Raw genomic sequence first — 17,025 nt, 5'->3', positions numbered from 1 at the left:
AGAGGGTGAGGACAGAGGGGCCGGGAGCCCGGAGTCGGGAGCCGGGGGTCAGAGGGCGGCGGCGGCCTGCGGCGTGGTGGTGACGCTGTCGGTGTCCGTGCGCAGTTCGCTCTCGTAGCTGCGCGAGGCGGTCCACAGCGCGGCGGCGGCGCCGGCGCAGAACAGCGACATCAGGGCGAGCGCGGCGGCGATGCCCAGGGTGTCGGAGAGCCAGCCGGTGAGCAGCGGGCCCACGGCCAGGCCGAAGAGGTTCTGGATCAGCGTGACCATGCCGAGCGCCGTGGCACGGAGCTTCGGATGGACCACGTCCATCACGACCGCGGGGACCGGCCCCACCGCCGCCGTCACCGCGAAGGCACCGGCCACGATCAGGACCAGCTGCACGGGGCCCGCCGGCACCCAGGCGAAGGCGGAGGCCAGCAGGACGAGCGCGAGCAGAGCGAGACCCGCCGGCAGGGTCAGCTTGCGCCGGGCCCGGGCCGCTCCGGCCCGGTCGGCCGCGTAGCCGAGGACGACGGTGCCGGCCGCGCTGGCGACGACCGCCACCGCCGACACCGCACCGGCCTCGGCGCTGGTGTAGGCGTAGGTACGGGTGAGGTAGCTGGGCAGCCAGGCGTAGAGCGTGGAGAGCACCACCAGCTGCAGGGCGCCCCCCAGGTACGCGGCGACCGCGGTACGGCTGCGGAAGAGCTCGGCCAGGGCGCCCCGCGTACGGATCGGCGGTGCGTCGGCCGCGGCGGCCGGGCTCGCCCCCGGTGTGCGCCCCTCCCGTACCCGCAGAAACAGCAGGGCCAGGAGCAAGCCGGGCGCGGCGAACACCGCGAGCGTCGTGCGCCAGCCGAGCGTGGGCACCATCAGTCCGCCCAGGAGGACGCCCAGGACGACACCGAGCGGTCCGGCCGCCTGGAGTGCGCCCACCACGGTCGCCCGCAGCCGCTGCGGGAACAGGCCGGCCATCAGGGCGCCGCCGGCCGGCCCGTAACCGGCCTCGCCGAGCCCGATGGCCGCCCGCGCCGCGAGGAGCTGGGCGTAGTTGCCCACCGTGGCACAGGCCATGGCCGCCAGGCTCCAGACCGTGCCCATCACGGCGATGGACTTCGCCCGGCTCCAGCGGTCGGCGACCAGCGCGAAGGGCAGTGCGCCGAGCGCCACGGTCACGGAGACGACGGAGACCAGTGCCCCGAGCTGGGTGTCCGACAGTCCCCACTCCTCCTTGAGGAGGGGGAAGGTGGCGACGATGATCTGCCGGTCGACGAAGTCCGTGAGCATCAGCGCGAAGGCGAGCGCGAACACGGTCCAGGCGTAGCGCCTGGAGACCGGCGGCTCCGAGGGCGGAGAACCCGGCGCGTCGGGCGCCGGGAGCACCGCGGGAGTGGGCGAGGGGCTGTCCATGGGAGACCTCCGGGGCGGGGGCTGCGGGGGCGGGGGCGGTCTTTTGGGGGAGGGTCAGCCGACGCGGTGGACGGCCGGTGCGTGCCAGGTGCCGCCCAGGACCTCGGGCCGGGGCCAGAAGAGGCGCAGCATGAGGTTGAAGGAACCCTCGGGCGCGGGAAGCCAGTTGGACTCAAGACCCTCGGCCGGTGCCGTGTGCTGGATCAGCAGCGTCAGCGAGCCGTCGGCGTTGAACCGCAGGGCGTCGCGGTCGCCGATGGCGTACCGGTCGATGGGGTTGTCGACGAAGAACTGCCGGTCGTTGTACATCGTCAGCGACCAGAACGCGTTGACCGGCGGGAGGCCGTCGGCGGGGAAGTGCAGCTGGTAGCGGTTGTCGCCGTGCAGCGGCTCGCCGTCGGCGTCGACCCGGCACATCGGGTAGACCGCGTCCTGGGGGAGGTTGGCGCCCAGGCCGACCAGCGTGACCGCGGCCCGCTGCAGGTAGTCCGTCCCGTAGGCGCCGATCTCGAACGCGGTCATCCAGCCGTCGCGTACCCGCGCCCGCGGCTTGCGGCCGGCCGCCTGGATCTGGGCCAGGCCCTCGGCGGCACCCTCGGTGACGGCCTGCTGCGTCTCGGGGCTGAGGGAGTCCCAGTCGAACGGCATGCCGGGGACGACGCCGAGCCGCGCCAGCCCTTCGACCATGGGGGCGTCGTCGGCCTTCGCCGGGTTGGCCGCCATGAGGTGGGCGGTCATCGCGAAGAACGTGGCGGGGTCCAGTGCGGCCACCTGGTCGACCGGAGCGGTCACCAGGTCGACCGGGCCGGAGTCGGCGTTCGCGGCGGCGGTGGCGCCGTCCGTCAGCGGGGTCAGCCGGTAGCCGGCCTGGACGGCGTGCACCACCGGGTAGTCGGACGCGCCGTTGACCTGGGTACGGCCGATGATGGCGACCATGGAGGTGGGGGCGTCGATCCGCTCCACGCCGTCCGGCAGCTCGCCCCTCCAGCCCGGGCCGACCACGGCGAACTCACCGGCGGCGCTTCCTGTGGTACGGCTGCCGGGGCAGGCGAAGACATTGGTCCAGGCGTCGTACAGCGGGAGCAGGAAGTACCGCCCGCGGGTCTCGGGCACGGAGAGCCGCACCGGCCCTGCCGACAGGTCCAGCCAGGCCAGGGAGTACAGCGTGTCCGCGTTCGGGCTGACCACACCCTCGAACGAGGCGTCCGGGGTGACCGGCAGGTGGGCGAAGGTGTTGGGCGCGGCACTGCCGGGGACGGCCGCGCCCGGAGTGGTCATCTGACGTCTGGTCAGCTCCATGGTGACCAGCGGATAGGCGAAGACGTACGCCTCGGCGGCCGGCGCCGCCGGCGCGGGCGGCGTGGGCGGCGTGGCCGGTTCCCCGGTGGCCTGGGTCGCGGTCGTGGTCACGGGATCTCCTCGGGTCGGTGGCGGTGGCGGTGGCGGTGGCGGTGGCAGCGGCGCAGATGCCGGGCCGGGGACGGCGCGGCACGGCACGGCACGATCGGTGCGCCCGGGATCGAGTGCGGCTCGGACGCCGGAGCGCTTGGATCCGGACGCTACCCGGCCGAAAGGCGACGTGCTTTGCGCTGGACGACGAATCATTTAGCATTTCGCGACACACGTCGCCGCCCGGGAGACTCCTCGGGAGACCGCTCGGGAGACCACTGTGGAATTGCGGATGCGCACCACCGGACTGGCCAACTACGTCGACCTCGCCCGCTCCCTGGGGGCGGACCCGTCGGCTCTGATGCGCGGCGTGGGCCTGGACCCGGCCGTGCTCGCCGCCGCCGACCGCTGGCTCCCCGTGGCCGCGGTCGCCCGGCTCCTGGAGGACACCGCCGCCGCCACCGACTGCCCCGACTTCGGCCTTCGGCTCGCCGAGCTCGCCCGCTTCTCGAACCTCGGCCCCATCGGCCTCGTCGCCCGCGAGGAGCCCTCCGTACGCAGCGCCCTGGAGCTGCTGATCCAGCACCTCCACCTCTACAACGAGGCCCTGCGGGCAGAGATCACCCTCAGCAACGGTCTGGCCGGGATCTGGGTGAACCTGGCCCTCGACTCACCGCCCGACAGCCGCCCCCAGGCGACGGACATGCTGGTCGGGGTCTGCCACGGTCTCATCGGCCGACTGCTCGGCGCCGACTGGACGCCGGTCGGCGTCCCGCTCGAACGCACCGCCCCGGCCGACCCCGGTCCCCATCACCGGGTCCTGGGCCCTGACGTCACCTTCGGGCAGCCGCGCTCCGGCATCGTCCTCTACCCCTCGGACCTCGAAGCGCCCAACACCCTCGCCGATCCCCGGCTGCGGCCCTACGCCCGGCAGTTCCTGGAGAACATCGCGCCCTCGCCCGCCAGTGCCTTCACCGACCGCGTGCGGGAGATCGTCGAGGCACTGCTGCCCACCGGCCGCTGCTCCCTGGAACAGGTCGCCCGCACCTTCGACATCGACCCGAGGACCCTCCAGCGACGCCTCACGGAGAGCGGGGAGGGCTACTCGTCGATCGTCGACTCGGTCCGTACGGGCCTGGCGCGCCGCTACGTGGGCGGTTCCCACCGTCCTCTCACCGAGATCGCCGGCCTCCTCGGCTTCTCCTCCCTCGCCACCTTCTCGCGCTGGTTCCGCACCCGCTTCGACACGAGCCCCAGCACGTGGCGCACCCAGGCGATCAGGGGCTGAGCGGCTGGGGCGCCGGCCCGGGTCAGCGGGGCGCCGTCAGGCGGCGTACGACGGAGGCCGCCGCGCGGGCCGCGCCGGCGCGGTTCTCCGGGGTGTGGTCGGTCGCCATCGCCTCGAAGCCGTGGTGGGCGAGCGGCAGGTCGATCAGCTCGACCTCGGCGCCGGTGCGCTCCGCCGCCGCCAGGAACCCGTCGACCGTCTCCTGGAACGGCGGATGCTCCAGACCCGCACGGGTCAGTACGACCGGCGGGCTCGCCGCCGACAGCGCCTCCGCCGGGCGGAAGCGCTCGCCCACCTGGCGCCAGTCGGGCATCGGCGCGAGCACCGGATAGTTCAGGGCCACGCAGCGCAGCCACGGCGGCGGGGCCGCGAGCCAGTCCGCCGCGAGCAGACCGCCGGCGGAGAAGAACCACAGCGCGATCCGGTCGCCGTCGACCCGCGGGTGTGCCCGGAGCAGCTCCACCGCCTCCGCCACGTCCTCGGCGGCGAGCGGATAGTCCGCGAGGCCGTACAGCCGGTGGTCCAGGGTCGCGCCCACGACGCCGAGGCCCGCCGCGTACCGCCCGTACCCGAGGAAGTATGCGGAGTCCCGGGGCGTCGGCCGCTGGTCCGGCCGCACCGGCCCGCCGTGCACGAACAGCACCGCGGGCCGTGGCGCGTCCGCGTCTCCCTCCGGCAGGTGCAGATCGACCCGGCCGTGCCGCTCGCGCGGCCGCTCCTCGACATCGAGCAGGAACGGCGTGCCGCCGCCGGCGAGCGGCTCCGTGTCCGGTACGGAGAGACGCTCGCCCTCGTCGGCCGCCGCCCGCAGCAGCACCTCGGCGAGCGGGCCGGGCGCGGAGAGCATCGGCCAGTGGCCGGTGGCGAGCTCGAAGTACCCCACCGTCGGCGCGGCGAGCACCCGGAAGTGTGCCGGTCCCGCCGTCACCAGCATCTGCACGGTCGCGATGCTCGCGCCGTTCGCCGTGCACAGCACGCCCGTCGTCGGCCGGCCGAAGGGGTCGCCGGTCAGCCGCAGCGGCTGGGTCAGCGTCCGCACCGGCTGCGGCGCGGCCAGCCGGTCGAGCCGCGCCAGATCCGCCGCCGACAGGCCCTCCGTACTGCCCCAGCCCGCCCACTCGTCCCCCGCCGGCGCCGGTACGAGCCCGGTGCCGCCCCCGCTCGCGTCGGCCCGGCCGACGGCTGACGCCTCCGGGACGAACGCGCTTGCCGGGTCGCCGTCCCGCGGCAGCCCCGCGTCCAGGTAGACCACCCGCGCGACCCGTCCGGACCGCCGGTCGGCGGCCCCGAGTACCGGATGGATCCCGTAGTCGTGCCCGACGAGCACCACCTCGTCGGCGAGCGGGATCCGGTCGATCGTCGCCAGGACGTCGGCGATGTGCGTCTCCAGATCCGTGTGCCGGTCCGTCTCCTGGTCCGCGTCCGGGGACGACGCGCCCGTCCCGTCCTCGTCGGCCATCCCGGTGAGCGTCACCGGATACGGCGCGGCCCCGGCCTTCCGCAGCCGCGCCACCACCTCGTCCCAGACCCACCCTCCGGTGAAGGGCCCGGACACCAACACGAAAGCGGTCATCGCTCTCTCCTCGCCTCGTTCCGTCACGCGGAACATAGGAACTCCTCCAGGGGGAGATTCAAGGCGAGGACGTCCGGCCCGCCGCTTCGAGCGCGCGGCGGAGTGCTTCCCGGTCGGGCGCACCCGTGAGGCCGCCGCGGGCGCGCCCGCCCATTACGCTCGAAACGTGGGGACCGAGGACGAGATGTGGAGCATCGGGGAACTGGCCGAGCGGGCGGGCGTCTCGGTCAAGGCCGTGCGGTACTACTCCGAGCAGGGGCTGCTGCCCGAGGGCGGGCGGACCGGCGGTGGGCATCGGCGGTACGGGCCCGGGGCGTTGGAGCGGCTGCGGGCGATCCGGGCGCTGCGGGCCCTTGAGGTGCCGGTCACGGATGTGGGGCCGGTGCTCGACCAGGGCGCGGTGTGGGAGGACGTCGTCGCCCGCCGCCTCGACGAGGTGGAGCGGCGGATGACGGCGCTGCGCTGGCACGAGGCCTCGCTGCGGCTGCTCCAGAGCGCGCCGGCGGCCGAGCGGGCCGAACGGCTGCGGCTGCTCGGCGGGTTGGCCGCGCCGCCGGACACCACGGTGCTGGCCCGCTTCTGGCGGCGCACCCTGCCCGTACGGTTCCCGGCGCGGCTCGCGGCCGCCGTCGTGGACGCCGCGGTCCCGCAGCCGCCCGCCGACCCCACACCGGCCCAGGTCCTCGCCTACGCCCGGCTGCACGCCCTGATCGCCACGGCCCCCGCGCCCACCGTCCACCTCGCGGACGTGCCGCACCGGCCGAGCGCCCTCTACACGGGTCTCGCCGAGGCGTACGAACTGGCGGCGGCGGACCACGACGAGGCCCTGGACCGCTTCGTGGCCGCCTACGCGGACGCGCTCGACACGCGCGACACCCCGTCCTTCCGGCGCCGCCTCGCCGGCCTCCTCGTCCAGGGCGCGGACCCCCTCATCGGCCGCTACTGGCAACTCGTCGGAGAACTCCGCGCCCCGTCGGCCGGCCCGACCATGGGCGCCGTCCACGGCCGTATGTGCCTGGCCCTCAAACGGGACGTCGTACCGTCGGCCCAACTCGCGCCGGACGGGCCGGTCCGGGCCTGGGGCGAGTGAGGCGCCCGCCCCACCCCGCACGTGCCCGCGAGCCCTTATTCGCCCCCCGTCACCACCCGCAGCCGCCGCAGCTCCGCCTCCGCGCGCTGCACCGTTTCCTTGTAGCCGTGGGCCAGGCCCAGTTCGCGGGCGCGGGTCAGGGCCGGTTCGGCGGCGGAGGGGTCGCCCAGGTCGAGGAGGGCGGCGCCCATGGTGGCGGTGAGCATGCTGTGGCGGACGCCCAGGAGGCCGTTGACCGTGTCGCCGTCGAGGGCGAGGCCGCGGCGGGCGCAGGCCAGGGCGGCGGCGGGGTCGCCGGCGGCGAGGAGCTGCTGGGAGCGGTGTTCCAGGGCGAGGAGTTCGGTGATGACGTCGTCGCCGTCCCGTACGAGGGCGATCGCGCGGGCGGTGTGCGCGAGGGACTCGTCCGTGACGCCCGTGGTGTCGAGGGCGACCGCCAGGTTGACCAGGGCGGTCGCCTCGCTCGACGGCTCGCCGGCGCGCGCCGCGAGGCCGGGGGCGAGGCGGAGGTGGACCAGCGCCTCGGGGATCCGGTCGTCCTGGACGAGCAGCCAGCCGAGCAGCGCGCGGGCCCGGGACTCGGCGTCCGGGTCGTCCTCGCGGGCCGTCGAGTCGACCGCCGCCTCCAGGAGTGGCACCCAGCCGTCGTGGCTGTTCCACAGCATGTACGGCCACTGGAGCAGGGCGAGCCGCCAGGCCCGGTCGTGGTGGCCCGCGGCCCGGGCGGCGGCCACCGCGGCGGCGAGGTTGTCGCGTTCGGCCGCGTACCAGAGCAGCGCCGCGTCCCGCCCGGCGAAGTGCGGTGTGGCGGGCGGCCGGTGGGCGTCCGCGGGCAGCGTGCAGCACGGCAGGTCGTCGGGCTCGGCGGTCTTCGTCGCGGCCATCGCCGTGCACATGTAGTGGTCGAGCAGCCGCAGCAGGGTGCCGTCCTCGGCGCGCAGGCCCCGCGCGTAGAGCCGCACCAGGTCGTGCAGGGTGTGCCGGCCGGGCGCGTACTCGGTGAGCAGATGGGCGTCGCAGAGGCGGTCCAGGGCGGTCGCGGCGACCGCCGGCGGGCGGCCGAGCAGCGCCGCCGCCGCGTTGCGGTCCAGGTCCGGGCCCGGCAGCGCCCCGAGCTGCCGGAACAGCAGGGCCGCCTCCTCCGGCAGCCCCTGCACGGTGAGGTGCAGCGCCGCGGCCACGCCCTGTCCGTCGCCGCCCGCGCAGCCGTCCACGGACAGCAGCGCGAGGCGCCGCTGCTCGTCGGCGAGTTCGGCGGCCAGATCGGACAGGCGCCAGTGCGGACGGGCGGCCAGCTGGGCCGCCGTCACCCGCAGGGCGAGCGGCAGCCCGTCGCACAGCGCGGCGAGCCGCCGCGCGGCGGCCGGCTCCGCCGCCACCCGGTCCGCCCCGACCGCCGCCGCGAGCAGCGCCGCCGACTCGTCGAGGCCGAGCACGGCCAGCGGCACCGGTCGGGCCAGCTCGGTGACCACCAGGCCGCCGAGCCGCAGCCGCGAGGTCACCACGGCGGCGCAGCGCGCCCCGGCGGGCAGCAGCGGCCCGGCCCGGTCCGCGCCCCGTACGTTGTCCAGCACGACGAGCAGCGAACGGTCCTCGGTCAGCGACCGGTAGAGCGCGGCGGCGGCCGTCTGCGACTCCGGCACCTGACGGGGCGGCACGCCGAGCGCGAGCAGGAACTCCCGCAGGACGTCCACCACTTCCAGGCCCTCGTCGTGGCTGAAGCCGCGCAGATCGGCGTACAGCACCCCGTCGGGGAACCGGGGCGCCCGGCGGTGCGCCCACTGGAGGGCGAGCGCCGTCTTCCCGACCCCGGCGGGGCCGGTGACGATGGCGACCCGCGCGGCGTCGACGGCCGCGTCGAGCGCTTCGAGCTCCCGCTCCCGCCCGAGGAAGCCGCGCGGGGTACGGGGCAGCAGATCGGGCGCGGGCCAGGCGGCGGGCGCGGCCCCCGGCCCGGCCCCCGGCCCGGCGGCCGGCAGACCCGCGACCTGCCCAGTCGCCGGCCCGGCCCCTGGTCCGGCCGTCGGTCCGGCAGCCGGCCCGCCCGCGACCAGCGACATCGCGCCTTCCGCGGCGTCAGACATCCCGGCCTCACGCATTCCGGCGTCAGGTACCCCAGCACCGGACATCCCGGCGTCAGGCATCCACATCCCGGTCACCGGCCGCGTGAAGGCGCCGTGCCCGGCCGGCGCCTGCGAGACGGCCGCCCCGACCACCCCGGCGGCCTCCGCCCCCGGCACGGTGCCCGCCGCCGGCGCGCCGGCCCCGCCCCGTACCGACGCCACCGAGGGCGCGATTTCGCCGGTCGGGGCCGGATCGTGCTCGAGAAGTGCCGCACGGGGTGCCACCCCGCCCGCCGCCGCACCGCCCACGGCCGGCTCGCCCCGTACCGGCCCCTCCGCGATCGTCACCGCGACCGGGGCCGCCGTCGGCAGGCCGCGCAGGACGGCCTCGTAGGCGGCGCGCAGGGCCGGGCCAGGGTCGACGCCGAGCTCGTCGGCGAGCAGGCCGCGGGTGCGGTGGTAGCAGTCGAGCGCGTCGGACTGGTGGCCCGCGCGGTAGAGCGACAGCATCAGGGCCGCCGTCAGGGACTCCCGCAGCGGGTTGGCCGCGGCCTCGGCGCGCAGCACCGCCGCCGCCCTGGTGTGCTCGCCGAGCCGCCCGTACGCCGCGGCCAGTTGCTCGACCGTGACAAGGCGGGTCTCCTCCAGGGCCTGGGCGGCGACGAGCAGCGGCTCGCTGGCGACCGTGCCGGTCAGCGCCGGGCCGCGCCACAGGGCCAGCGCCTCGCGCAGCATCAGGACCGCGTCGCCCGGGTGCTTCTGGTGCCCGGCGAGCTGGACCAGCTCCTCGAAACGGTGCGTGTCGAGGAGTTCGTCGGGCATGCGCAGCTCGTAGGCCTGGGAACGGGTGGCCAGCTCCACCCCGTAGTCGTCCGCGCCGCCCTGCTCGAAGAGCGCGCGCAGCCGGGAGACATGCCCCTGGACCACGGTGCGGGCCCGGGCCGGAGGGTCTTCCGCCCACACCGTGTCGATCAGCCGGTCCACGGGCACGACGGAGTTGCCGCGCAGCAGCAGCGCCGCGAGCACGCTTCGCCGCTTGGCGGGGCCGAGCGGCAGCTCACCCGCCTCGGCCGTGATGGACACCGTCCCGAGCAGGCGGAACTCCACCCGGCCCTCCCTGTCGCCTCGATCCCGTGGGCCCTCCAGTATCCCCAACGCCGGGACCGGATCGTTCGGCAGGCGTCCGGTTCCGGCCCCGGGGGCCGAAACCGGCTGGGGTTCCGGAGGCCGTGCCGGGCGGCCGTGCCCGGGCCGCCCTAGGCGTACGGGTCGAACGGGATGCCCGCCGGCTTGGCGTTGTTCAGGGTGTACGAGAAGTCGGCATCGTCGATCTTGAGCGTGGCCGAACCGAAGTCCGCGCCCGTCAGCCGGTCCCGCAGACCGGCCGGGTAGCCGTTCCAGCCGACCAGGCGCGGGTAGAACCAGCCGCCGGTGGAGTTCTCGATCTGGTCGTCGGAGGAGTTGGCGAAGCGGTAGCAGTGGGTCGAGAGTCCGTCCTTGTGGTAGACGATCTTGGGGTGGGTGCCGTCGAAGCGGATCACCGAGCGGTCGGCCACCTGGTAGCCGCTGTGCTGCGACGCCGACACGTACTTCACCTCGTTGCCGCTGATCCACACGACCACGTGCTCCCAGTCGTGGGTGTGGCCGATCGCCAGCGGGCCCCACGTCGCCTGGTCCTTCTCGTAGTAGCCGGCGTAGACGACGGCGCACCAGCCGTTGTTGCACTTGGCGCGGGAGTAGCTGTTGGCGGCGGCCAGCTGGGCCGGGTCGTGGCAGTGCCCGTTGACCGTGCCGCCGAGCTTCAGACCGGGATTGAGCGTGCCGTCGGAGCCGATGGCGGCCGTCATGTAGCAGCCGTCGGTGTCGAAGTCGTACGCCGGGGCGAAGGTCTGGTCGAGACCGTCGGCGTTCTGGGGGAGGGGCGGGAGGACGGCGGCGTAGGCCGTGGCGGGGACGCCGAGGACGAGGGCGAGGGCGCACAGCAGGGCGGCGAGCGCCGTCCGGCGGCGCCCCGGCGCGGATGTCGGATGCACATGGGCTCCTTGGATGTGGGGGCTGGCAGACCTTCGCAGCCCTCCGCCTGGACCGTCAACCACCCTGAAGGGAACCGGGAGTTACGACTCCGGGCGGTGGGTGCGGGCGGGGCGCGGACGGCGGTACGGGCGGGGGCGCACCGGCCCCGTACGGCGGGCGCGCGCCGGAGCGCGCGGGCCGTCAAGAGGCGCCCCGCGTTTCGCCGGATCGTGTGGGACAGGGCCGTCGATCACGGAACCGGGCACGTGGACACGGCAGGATCGGAGGCGTCGGGGTCGCTTCCGAACGAGAGCCGTGGGGGCTCCCGGACCCCGTACCCGAGCGTCGTGCGCCGACATCGCCGCTCAACGCCGCCGCCCCCGGACGAGGCTCCGCCCGGGGGCGGCGTCGTGCGTGCGGGGGTGGGGGTGAGGTGCATCCTGCCGGGGTCAGGAGCCCAGCAGGTCAAGCGACCTGCTGAGTCAAGTGGTCCATCGGGCCAACCTTCCTGACAGTCTGTCAGTAGTGGCGGAAAACCCTGCTGTACACCTCTACCGGCCGGTTCTACTCTCAAGTCACTTCGCGTGGCCCCCACTCACCCCACGCGTATCCGCACCTCCTCGCTCCCCACACTCCGAAACCGAGGAGATCCCCATGTCCAAGCTGCTCGTCTCCGCGACCGGCCTCGCCGCGGCCGCCGCCCTCACCTTCGGCGGGGCCGGCACCCAGGCCGCCTCCACCACCCTGGGGCCGGCCGGTCACTCCTTCGCCGCCAAGCTGACCGGCAAGGCCACCTTCGTCGCCGGGTCCACCACCATGACCTGCACGGTCTCCGCGTCCGTGCCGACCACCGGCGCCAACAACCAGATCCCGGCAGCACCCGCCAACCACAACGCCGACGGACCCGTCACCGTCCCCGTCAACCCGCCCACCTTCAGCGGCTGCAGCACCAGCGTCTTCGGCGTCAGCGTGAGCGTCACCGCCAACTCCACCAACGGCGCCTGGACGCTGTCCGCGCAGAACGGTGCCCCGGCCGCCGGCGGCTTCACCATCCCCAAGGGCGGGGTGATCCTCAAGACCAGCGGCTTCGCCTCCTGCACCATCACCGCCTCACCCACGGGCCCCACGGCCGTCAACGGCACCTGGGCCAACGGCGCCCCGTCCACCCTCGCCATCAGCGGCGCGCCCGTCCCCGCCACCGTCACCGGCGGCTTCCTCTGCCCGACCGGCAACCAGTCGGCCGCCTTCAGCGCCACCTACCAGATCACCGACACCACCGACGCCGCCCAGCAGATCACCGTCACGAGCTGACCGGCGGATCGGCGGGACACCCGGACCGGGCCACCCAGGCCCGGCGCCCGGTTCCGCTCCCATCCGCTTCCCGGGACCCGTCGCGCGCCCGGCCGAACTTCGGCATCCTTGTGGCCTGAAGTACGCCCCCCGCGGGGTGCGTCGGGGCTGGGGTGGGGTCGATCCGGGGCGGGGAGGCCGCGGAGGGGGGAGGCGCGGCCATGAGCGCGCACGAGAAGCAGGAACACACGGCTCAAGAGAAGAGAGCCGAGGCGGCGGAAGCGGCCGAGACGGCTGGGACGGGAGGGGCGGCTGAGACGGCTGAGACGGGAGGGACTGCCGAGGGGCGCTCGATCGGGGACGCGCTCTTCGGCGAGCGGCCGGTAGAGCGGGAGGGGTCCGGCGGCGCGGAGGACGAGGGCACGGACGGCGGCGACGAGCCCGGGCCTCCCCGCAAGCGGCGGCGGCCGAAGGGCCGGACGGTGCTCCTGAGCGCCCTCGCGCTGTTCGTCGCCGCGCTGCTGTTCACGGCGGGGGCGGGCTACTGGGCGTACCAGCACTACACCGGCCGGGTGCAGCGCATCCCGCAGACCTTCCCGACCAATGTGCCGGTGCCCGCCGCGTCCAAGGGCGGGCAGAACTTCCTGCTCATGGGCCTGGACTCGCGCTCCGACGTGCCCACGACCGGCAGCGACGCCAAGGGCAGGCTGTGGAAGTACGGCGACCAGCGCAGCGACGCGATGATGCTGGTGCACATCCCGGACGACCACTCCGCCGCCTATGTGGTCTCGCTGCCGCGCGACTCCTGGGTGGACATCCCCGGCCACGGCCGGGCGAAGCTCAACGCGGCCTTCTCCTGGGGCGGTCCGCCGCTGCTCATCGACACCGTCCAGCGGCTCACCGACGTGCGTGTCGACCACTTCGCGGTGATCGACTGGAACGGCTTCCGCAAGCTCACCGACGCCGTCGGCGGCGTCGACATCATCATGTCGGACGGTGAGCGCCGGCACATGAACGGGCAGCAGGCCCTGGCGTACGTGGGAGAGCGCAAGAACCTGCCGAACGGCGACTTCGACCGCACCCACCGGCAGCAGAACTATCTGCGCACCGTCCTGGAGAAGGTGATGGACTCGGCGTCCCTGAAGGACCCGCTGAAGCTGAAGGAGACCCTCGACATCTTCACCGAGACGGTCTCGGTCGACGAGCGTTTCGGCGACGGCGAGATGCGCGACCTGGTGTGGAACATGCGGGAGGTCCGGTCCGGGGACATGACCTTCATGAACGCGCCGGTGAAGGGCACCGGCATGGAGAAGGGCCAGTCGGTGGTCTACCTCGACCGGGCGCGCTGCACCACGCTGTGGCAGGCGTACAAGGACGACAAGCTCGGGCCGTACGTCGAGAGCCACCCGATCGACCGGCTGCGCCCCGCTCCCAACTAGGCGGGGAGAGCCTGGAGTCGTGGCACCGGGCAGGGGCCGGAAGCGGCCAGGGGGTGAGACGGGGGCTTGACGGACGGATTGGTCCAGTCCAATCTGTGACGCGCTTGTCCTCCCGCTCTCCCCTCCTGCTCCAACCCCCACAACTCCCCCTGGAGGTACGGTGCTTGTCCGCAACCGCGTGGTGGCGTCGCTCGGCGCGTCGCTCCTCGGCGCGGCGGCCCTGGTCGCCCTGCCCGCCCCCGCTCAGGCCGCCGAACTGCTGAGCAACCCGGGCTTCGAGTCCGGCACCCTGTCCGGCTGGAGCTGCTCCGGCGGCGCCGGCTCCGTCGTCACCACCCCCGTGCACAGCGGGACCAAGGCGCTGGCCGGCGCGGTGAGCGCGTCCGACATCGCCAAGTGCTCCCAGACCGTAGCCGTGCAGCCCAACACCACCTACACGCTGTCCGGCTGGGTGCGCGGCAACTACGTGTACCTCGGCGTCGACGGCGGCACCTCGACCTGGACCCCGTCCGCCTCCGCGTACCAGCGCCTCTCGCTGAGCTTCACCACCGGCGCGAGCCAGACCAGCGCCACCGTCTACACCCACGGCTGGTACGCGCAGGGCACCTACTACGCCGACGACATCAGCCTCGACGGCCCCGGCGGCGGGGGCGGCGGCACCGACACCCAGGCGCCGAGCGTGCCCACCGGCCTCCAGGTGTCCGCCAAGACCGCCTCCTCGGTGTCCCTCGCCTGGACCGCCGCCACCGACAACGTCGGCGTCACCGGCTACGACGTCTACCAGGGCGCCACCAAGGTCAGCACGGTCACCGGCACCTCCGCCACCGTCGGCGGGCTCGCCGCCGGCACCTCGTACACCTTCACCGTGAAGGCCCGCGACGCCGCGGGCAACGTCTCGGCGGCCTCCAACCAGGCCACCGTCACCACCGAGGCCGGCGGCGGGGGCGGCGGCACCGGCTTCAAGCAGGCCGCGCCCTACCTCTACCTCGGCTGGGGCAACCCGCCGGCGCCCGCGACCGTCATGAACGCCACCGGCATCAAGACCTTCACCATGGCCTTCATCCTCTCCTCCGGCGGCTGCAACCCGGCCTGGGACGGCCAGCGCCCGCTCACCGGCGGCGTCGACCAGTCCACCATCAACGCCGTCAAGGCGGCCGGCGGCGACATCGTGCCCTCCATCGGCGGCTGGTCCGGCAACAAGCTCGGCCCCAACTGCTCGACCCCCGAGGCCCTGGCCGGCGCGTACCAGAAGGTCATCGACGCGTACGGGCTGAAGTCCATCGACATCGACATCGAGAACACCGACGAGTTCGAGAACACGGCCGTCCAGGACCGCATCCTCGGCGCGCTGAAGATCGTCAAGGCCAACAACCCCGGCCTGCGCACCATCCTCACCTTCGGCACCGCGACCACCGGCCCCACCTACTACGGGAACCGGCTCATCGAGCAGTCCAAGGCGCTGAACGCCGGCATCGACGTCTTCACGATCATGCCCTTCGACTTCGGCGGCGGCGCCGACATGTACGGCAACACCGTCAACGCCGCCAACGGCCTGAAGGACAAGCTGAAGTCGGTCTACGGCTGGGACGACGCCACCGCCTACGCCCACGTCGGCATCTCCGGCATGAACGGCCTCTCCGACCAGCAGGAGGTCACCACGCAGCAGATCTGGACGCAGATCCGTGACTGGGCGAACGCCCACCACATCGCCCGGCTCGCCTTCTGGTCCGTCAACCGCGACCGCGGCTGCGCGGGCGGCGGCGTGACCGAGACCTGCTCCGGAATCGCCCAGAGCGACTGGGAGTTCACCCGGATCACCGCCGGCTTCACCGGCTGACCTGGTCGAGACACCGCGTCAGGCCACCGCGTCAGGCCACCGCGCCGGGCCGCTCTCCCCTCAGGGGGAGGGCGGCCCTTGTCGTACGGAGAAGATGGCCCAGCAACTGCGATGTGACCCGTGAAATAGTAATGTGAAATTGCACTGCGCCTCACTCGGACACCGCAGAGAAGGTTCGCCGTATGACCGTCATCTCCCGCAACCCCGCCGACCCGGCCGACATCCTCGTCGAACTCACGGCCCCGGGCGCCTTCGCCGCCGCCGACGCCGTCGAACGGGTCCGCGCCGCACAGCCCGGCTGGGTCCTCGGCGGAGCCGCCGCCCGCTCCGCCGCCCTCGGCGCGGTCGCCGCCGCCGTCGAGGCCGCGAGCGCGGAACTCGCCGCGCTCGCCGTACGGGAGGTGGGCAAGCCGGTCGCCGAGGCCCGCGCCGAACTCGCCCGCACCGTCGCTCTCTGGCGCTACTACGCGCAGGCGCCGTACGAGCCCACCGGCGCCGTCCACGAGACCGCGGCCGGCCCCGGACTGCTGCTCACCCGGCGCCGCCCGCACGGCGTGGCCGGGCTGATCACCCCCTGGAACTTCCCCTTCGCCATCCCGAGCTGGAAGGCCGCCCCGGCGCTCGCCGCGGGCAACACGGTGGTCCTCAAGCCCGCCCCGGAGGCCACCGCCTGCGCCCTGCGTCTCGCCGAGCTGATCCGACAGGCCGTGCCCGAGGGGGTGTTCACGGTCGTTCCCGGCGGGGCCACCGAGGGCGCGGCGCTCGTCTCCGCCGCCGACGTGGTCTCCTTCACCGGATCCGGCGGTGTCGGCCGCGAGGTCGTCCGCACCGCCTCCGCCCGAGGCGTCCCCGTGCAGGCCGAGACCGGCGGCCTCAACGCGGCGATCGTGCTGCCCGACGCCGACATCGAGCGGGCTGCCGCGCACATCGCCGGTGCCGTCGCCGGATACGCCGGCCAGAAGTGCACCGCCACCAGCCGTGTGATCGGCGTCGGCGCCGCACTCGACCCGCTGCGCGAGGCCCTCGCCGAGGCTCTGCGGGCCGTCCCGGTCGGCGAGCCGGCCGACGAGGCCACCGTGTGCGGCCCGCTGATCGGCGAGAACGCCCGCGAGGCCGTCACCGGCGCCTGGCACGGCCTCTCCGTACTCGCCGGCGGCACCGTCCCCGACCGGCCGGGCTGGTACGCGGCGCCCACCCTCGTCGAGAAGGCCGCGCCCGGCCACCGGCTGCTCACCGAGGAGGTCTTCGGCCCGGTCGCCGCCCTGCTGCCCGCCCGCGACCTCGACCACGCCGTACGGATCGTCAACGCCGCCCGGTACGGCCTGGTCACCTCCGTGCACACCGCCGGGCTCGCCGCCGCCCTCGACGGTCTCGACCGGCTCGACACCGGCATGATCCGGATCAACGCGCCCACCACCGGCGTCGACTTCCACCTGCCCTTCGGCGGCACCAAGGACTCCGGCTCCGGCCCGCGCGAACAGGGCAGGGCCGCCCTCGACTTCTACACCTCCTCCCGGACCTACACCCTCACCCCCGGCTGACCGCAGAGTCCGAGGTCCCGGGGGCGCCCGAGGGGGCGCACGGGCGTGCGGCGGACGGCCGCGCGGGGTCGAATGGGGTACGGGCCCCGGTGCGGGGCGCAGGGTGCGGG

11 protein-coding genes are annotated in these 17,025 nt (G+C 74.4%); 6 read left to right on the top strand and 5 right to left on the bottom strand.

Annotated features, from left to right (window positions below):
- Nucleotides 1-48: 48 nt before the first annotated feature.
- Complete coding sequence (locus AB0C73_RS15040) at nucleotides 49-1,392, bottom strand: MFS transporter (RefSeq protein WP_362529264.1); 1,344 nt, start codon at nucleotides 1,390-1,392, stop codon at nucleotides 49-51.
- Between the two features lie 54 nt (nucleotides 1,393-1,446).
- Nucleotides 1,447-2,802, bottom strand: a complete 1,356-nt coding sequence (locus AB0C73_RS15035) for a DUF1254 domain-containing protein (protein WP_362529261.1) — start codon at nucleotides 2,800-2,802, stop codon at nucleotides 1,447-1,449.
- A 271-nt stretch (nucleotides 2,803-3,073) separates the two neighbouring features.
- On the opposite strand from AB0C73_RS15035, the gene AB0C73_RS15030 reads away from it, so the two are divergent.
- Complete coding sequence (locus tag AB0C73_RS15030) at nucleotides 3,074-4,069, top strand: AraC family transcriptional regulator (protein ID WP_362529258.1); 996 nt, start codon at nucleotides 3,074-3,076, stop codon at nucleotides 4,067-4,069.
- Between the two features lie 22 nt (nucleotides 4,070-4,091).
- On the opposite strand, the gene AB0C73_RS15025 is transcribed toward AB0C73_RS15030, so the two are convergent.
- Entirely contained in the window at nucleotides 4,092-5,642 is a 1,551-nt protein-coding gene (locus AB0C73_RS15025) for an alpha/beta hydrolase (RefSeq protein WP_362529256.1), read from the bottom strand.
- Between the two features lie 166 nt (nucleotides 5,643-5,808).
- Here AB0C73_RS15025 and AB0C73_RS15020 point away from each other — a divergent pair, with 166 nt between their 5' ends.
- Nucleotides 5,809-6,732 carry a MerR family transcriptional regulator gene (locus AB0C73_RS15020; protein WP_362529253.1) on the top strand — a complete coding sequence of 308 codons (924 nt, stop codon included), beginning with the start codon at nucleotides 5,809-5,811 and terminating at the stop codon, nucleotides 6,730-6,732.
- A 35-nt stretch (nucleotides 6,733-6,767) separates the two neighbouring features.
- Here the strand turns inward: AB0C73_RS15020 and AB0C73_RS15015 are convergent, their stop codons facing one another.
- On the bottom strand, nucleotides 6,768-9,902 hold the full coding sequence (locus tag AB0C73_RS15015; RefSeq protein ID WP_362529251.1) for a transcriptional regulator: 3,135 nt from the start codon (nucleotides 9,900-9,902) through the stop codon (nucleotides 6,768-6,770).
- Between the two features lie 149 nt (nucleotides 9,903-10,051).
- Nucleotides 10,052-10,828, bottom strand: a complete 777-nt coding sequence (locus AB0C73_RS15010; protein WP_362529248.1) for an NPP1 family protein — start codon at nucleotides 10,826-10,828, stop codon at nucleotides 10,052-10,054.
- Nucleotides 10,829-11,462: 634 nt separating this feature from the next.
- Between AB0C73_RS15010 and AB0C73_RS15005 the strand changes: the two genes are divergently transcribed.
- From AB0C73_RS15005 to AB0C73_RS14990, 4 genes are all read left to right on the top strand, one after another.
- Complete coding sequence (locus AB0C73_RS15005; protein WP_362529247.1) at nucleotides 11,463-12,119, top strand: hypothetical protein; 657 nt, start codon at nucleotides 11,463-11,465, stop codon at nucleotides 12,117-12,119.
- 200 nt (nucleotides 12,120-12,319) lie between these two features.
- A complete protein-coding gene (locus AB0C73_RS15000) occupies nucleotides 12,320-13,537 on the top strand; it encodes an LCP family protein (protein ID WP_362529244.1) in 1,218 nt (405 codons plus the stop codon).
- Nucleotides 13,538-13,697: 160 nt separating this feature from the next.
- The gene (locus AB0C73_RS14995) at nucleotides 13,698-15,374 is read left to right on the top strand and encodes a carbohydrate binding domain-containing protein (protein WP_362529241.1); all 1,677 of its coding nucleotides are present in this window, start codon (nucleotides 13,698-13,700) and stop codon (nucleotides 15,372-15,374) included.
- Between the two features lie 182 nt (nucleotides 15,375-15,556).
- The gene (locus AB0C73_RS14990; RefSeq protein ID WP_362529239.1) at nucleotides 15,557-16,915 is read left to right on the top strand and encodes an aldehyde dehydrogenase family protein; all 1,359 of its coding nucleotides are present in this window, start codon (nucleotides 15,557-15,559) and stop codon (nucleotides 16,913-16,915) included.
- Nucleotides 16,916-17,025 lie beyond the last annotated feature (110 nt).

The sequence above is a fragment of the Streptomyces sp. NPDC048623 genome (assembly GCF_040650755.1).
Lineage (GTDB): Bacteria > Actinomycetota > Actinomycetes > Streptomycetales > Streptomycetaceae > Streptomyces.
The sequence above is the reverse complement of the archived record's forward strand: the minus strand, read 5'-3'. Positions and strand labels throughout refer to the sequence as shown.

What these genes read in the sequence shown, in the direction of transcription:
- AB0C73_RS14990 (WP_362529239.1), top strand. Translation starts at nt 15,557, where the DNA reads ATGACCGTCATCTCCCGCAACCCCGCCGACCCGGCCGACATCCTCGTC.
- AB0C73_RS15000 (WP_362529244.1), top strand. Translation starts at nt 12,320, where the DNA reads ATGAGCGCGCACGAGAAGCAGGAACACACGGCTCAAGAGAAGAGAGCC.
- AB0C73_RS15005 (WP_362529247.1), top strand. Translation starts at nt 11,463, where the DNA reads ATGTCCAAGCTGCTCGTCTCCGCGACCGGCCTCGCCGCGGCCGCCGCC.
- AB0C73_RS15040 (WP_362529264.1), bottom strand. Translation starts at nt 1,392, where the DNA reads ATGGACAGCCCCTCGCCCACTCCCGCGGTGCTCCCGGCGCCCGACGCG.
- AB0C73_RS15030 (WP_362529258.1), top strand. Translation starts at nt 3,074, where the DNA reads ATGCGCACCACCGGACTGGCCAACTACGTCGACCTCGCCCGCTCCCTG.
- AB0C73_RS15025 (WP_362529256.1), bottom strand. Translation starts at nt 5,642, where the DNA reads ATGACCGCTTTCGTGTTGGTGTCCGGGCCCTTCACCGGAGGGTGGGTC.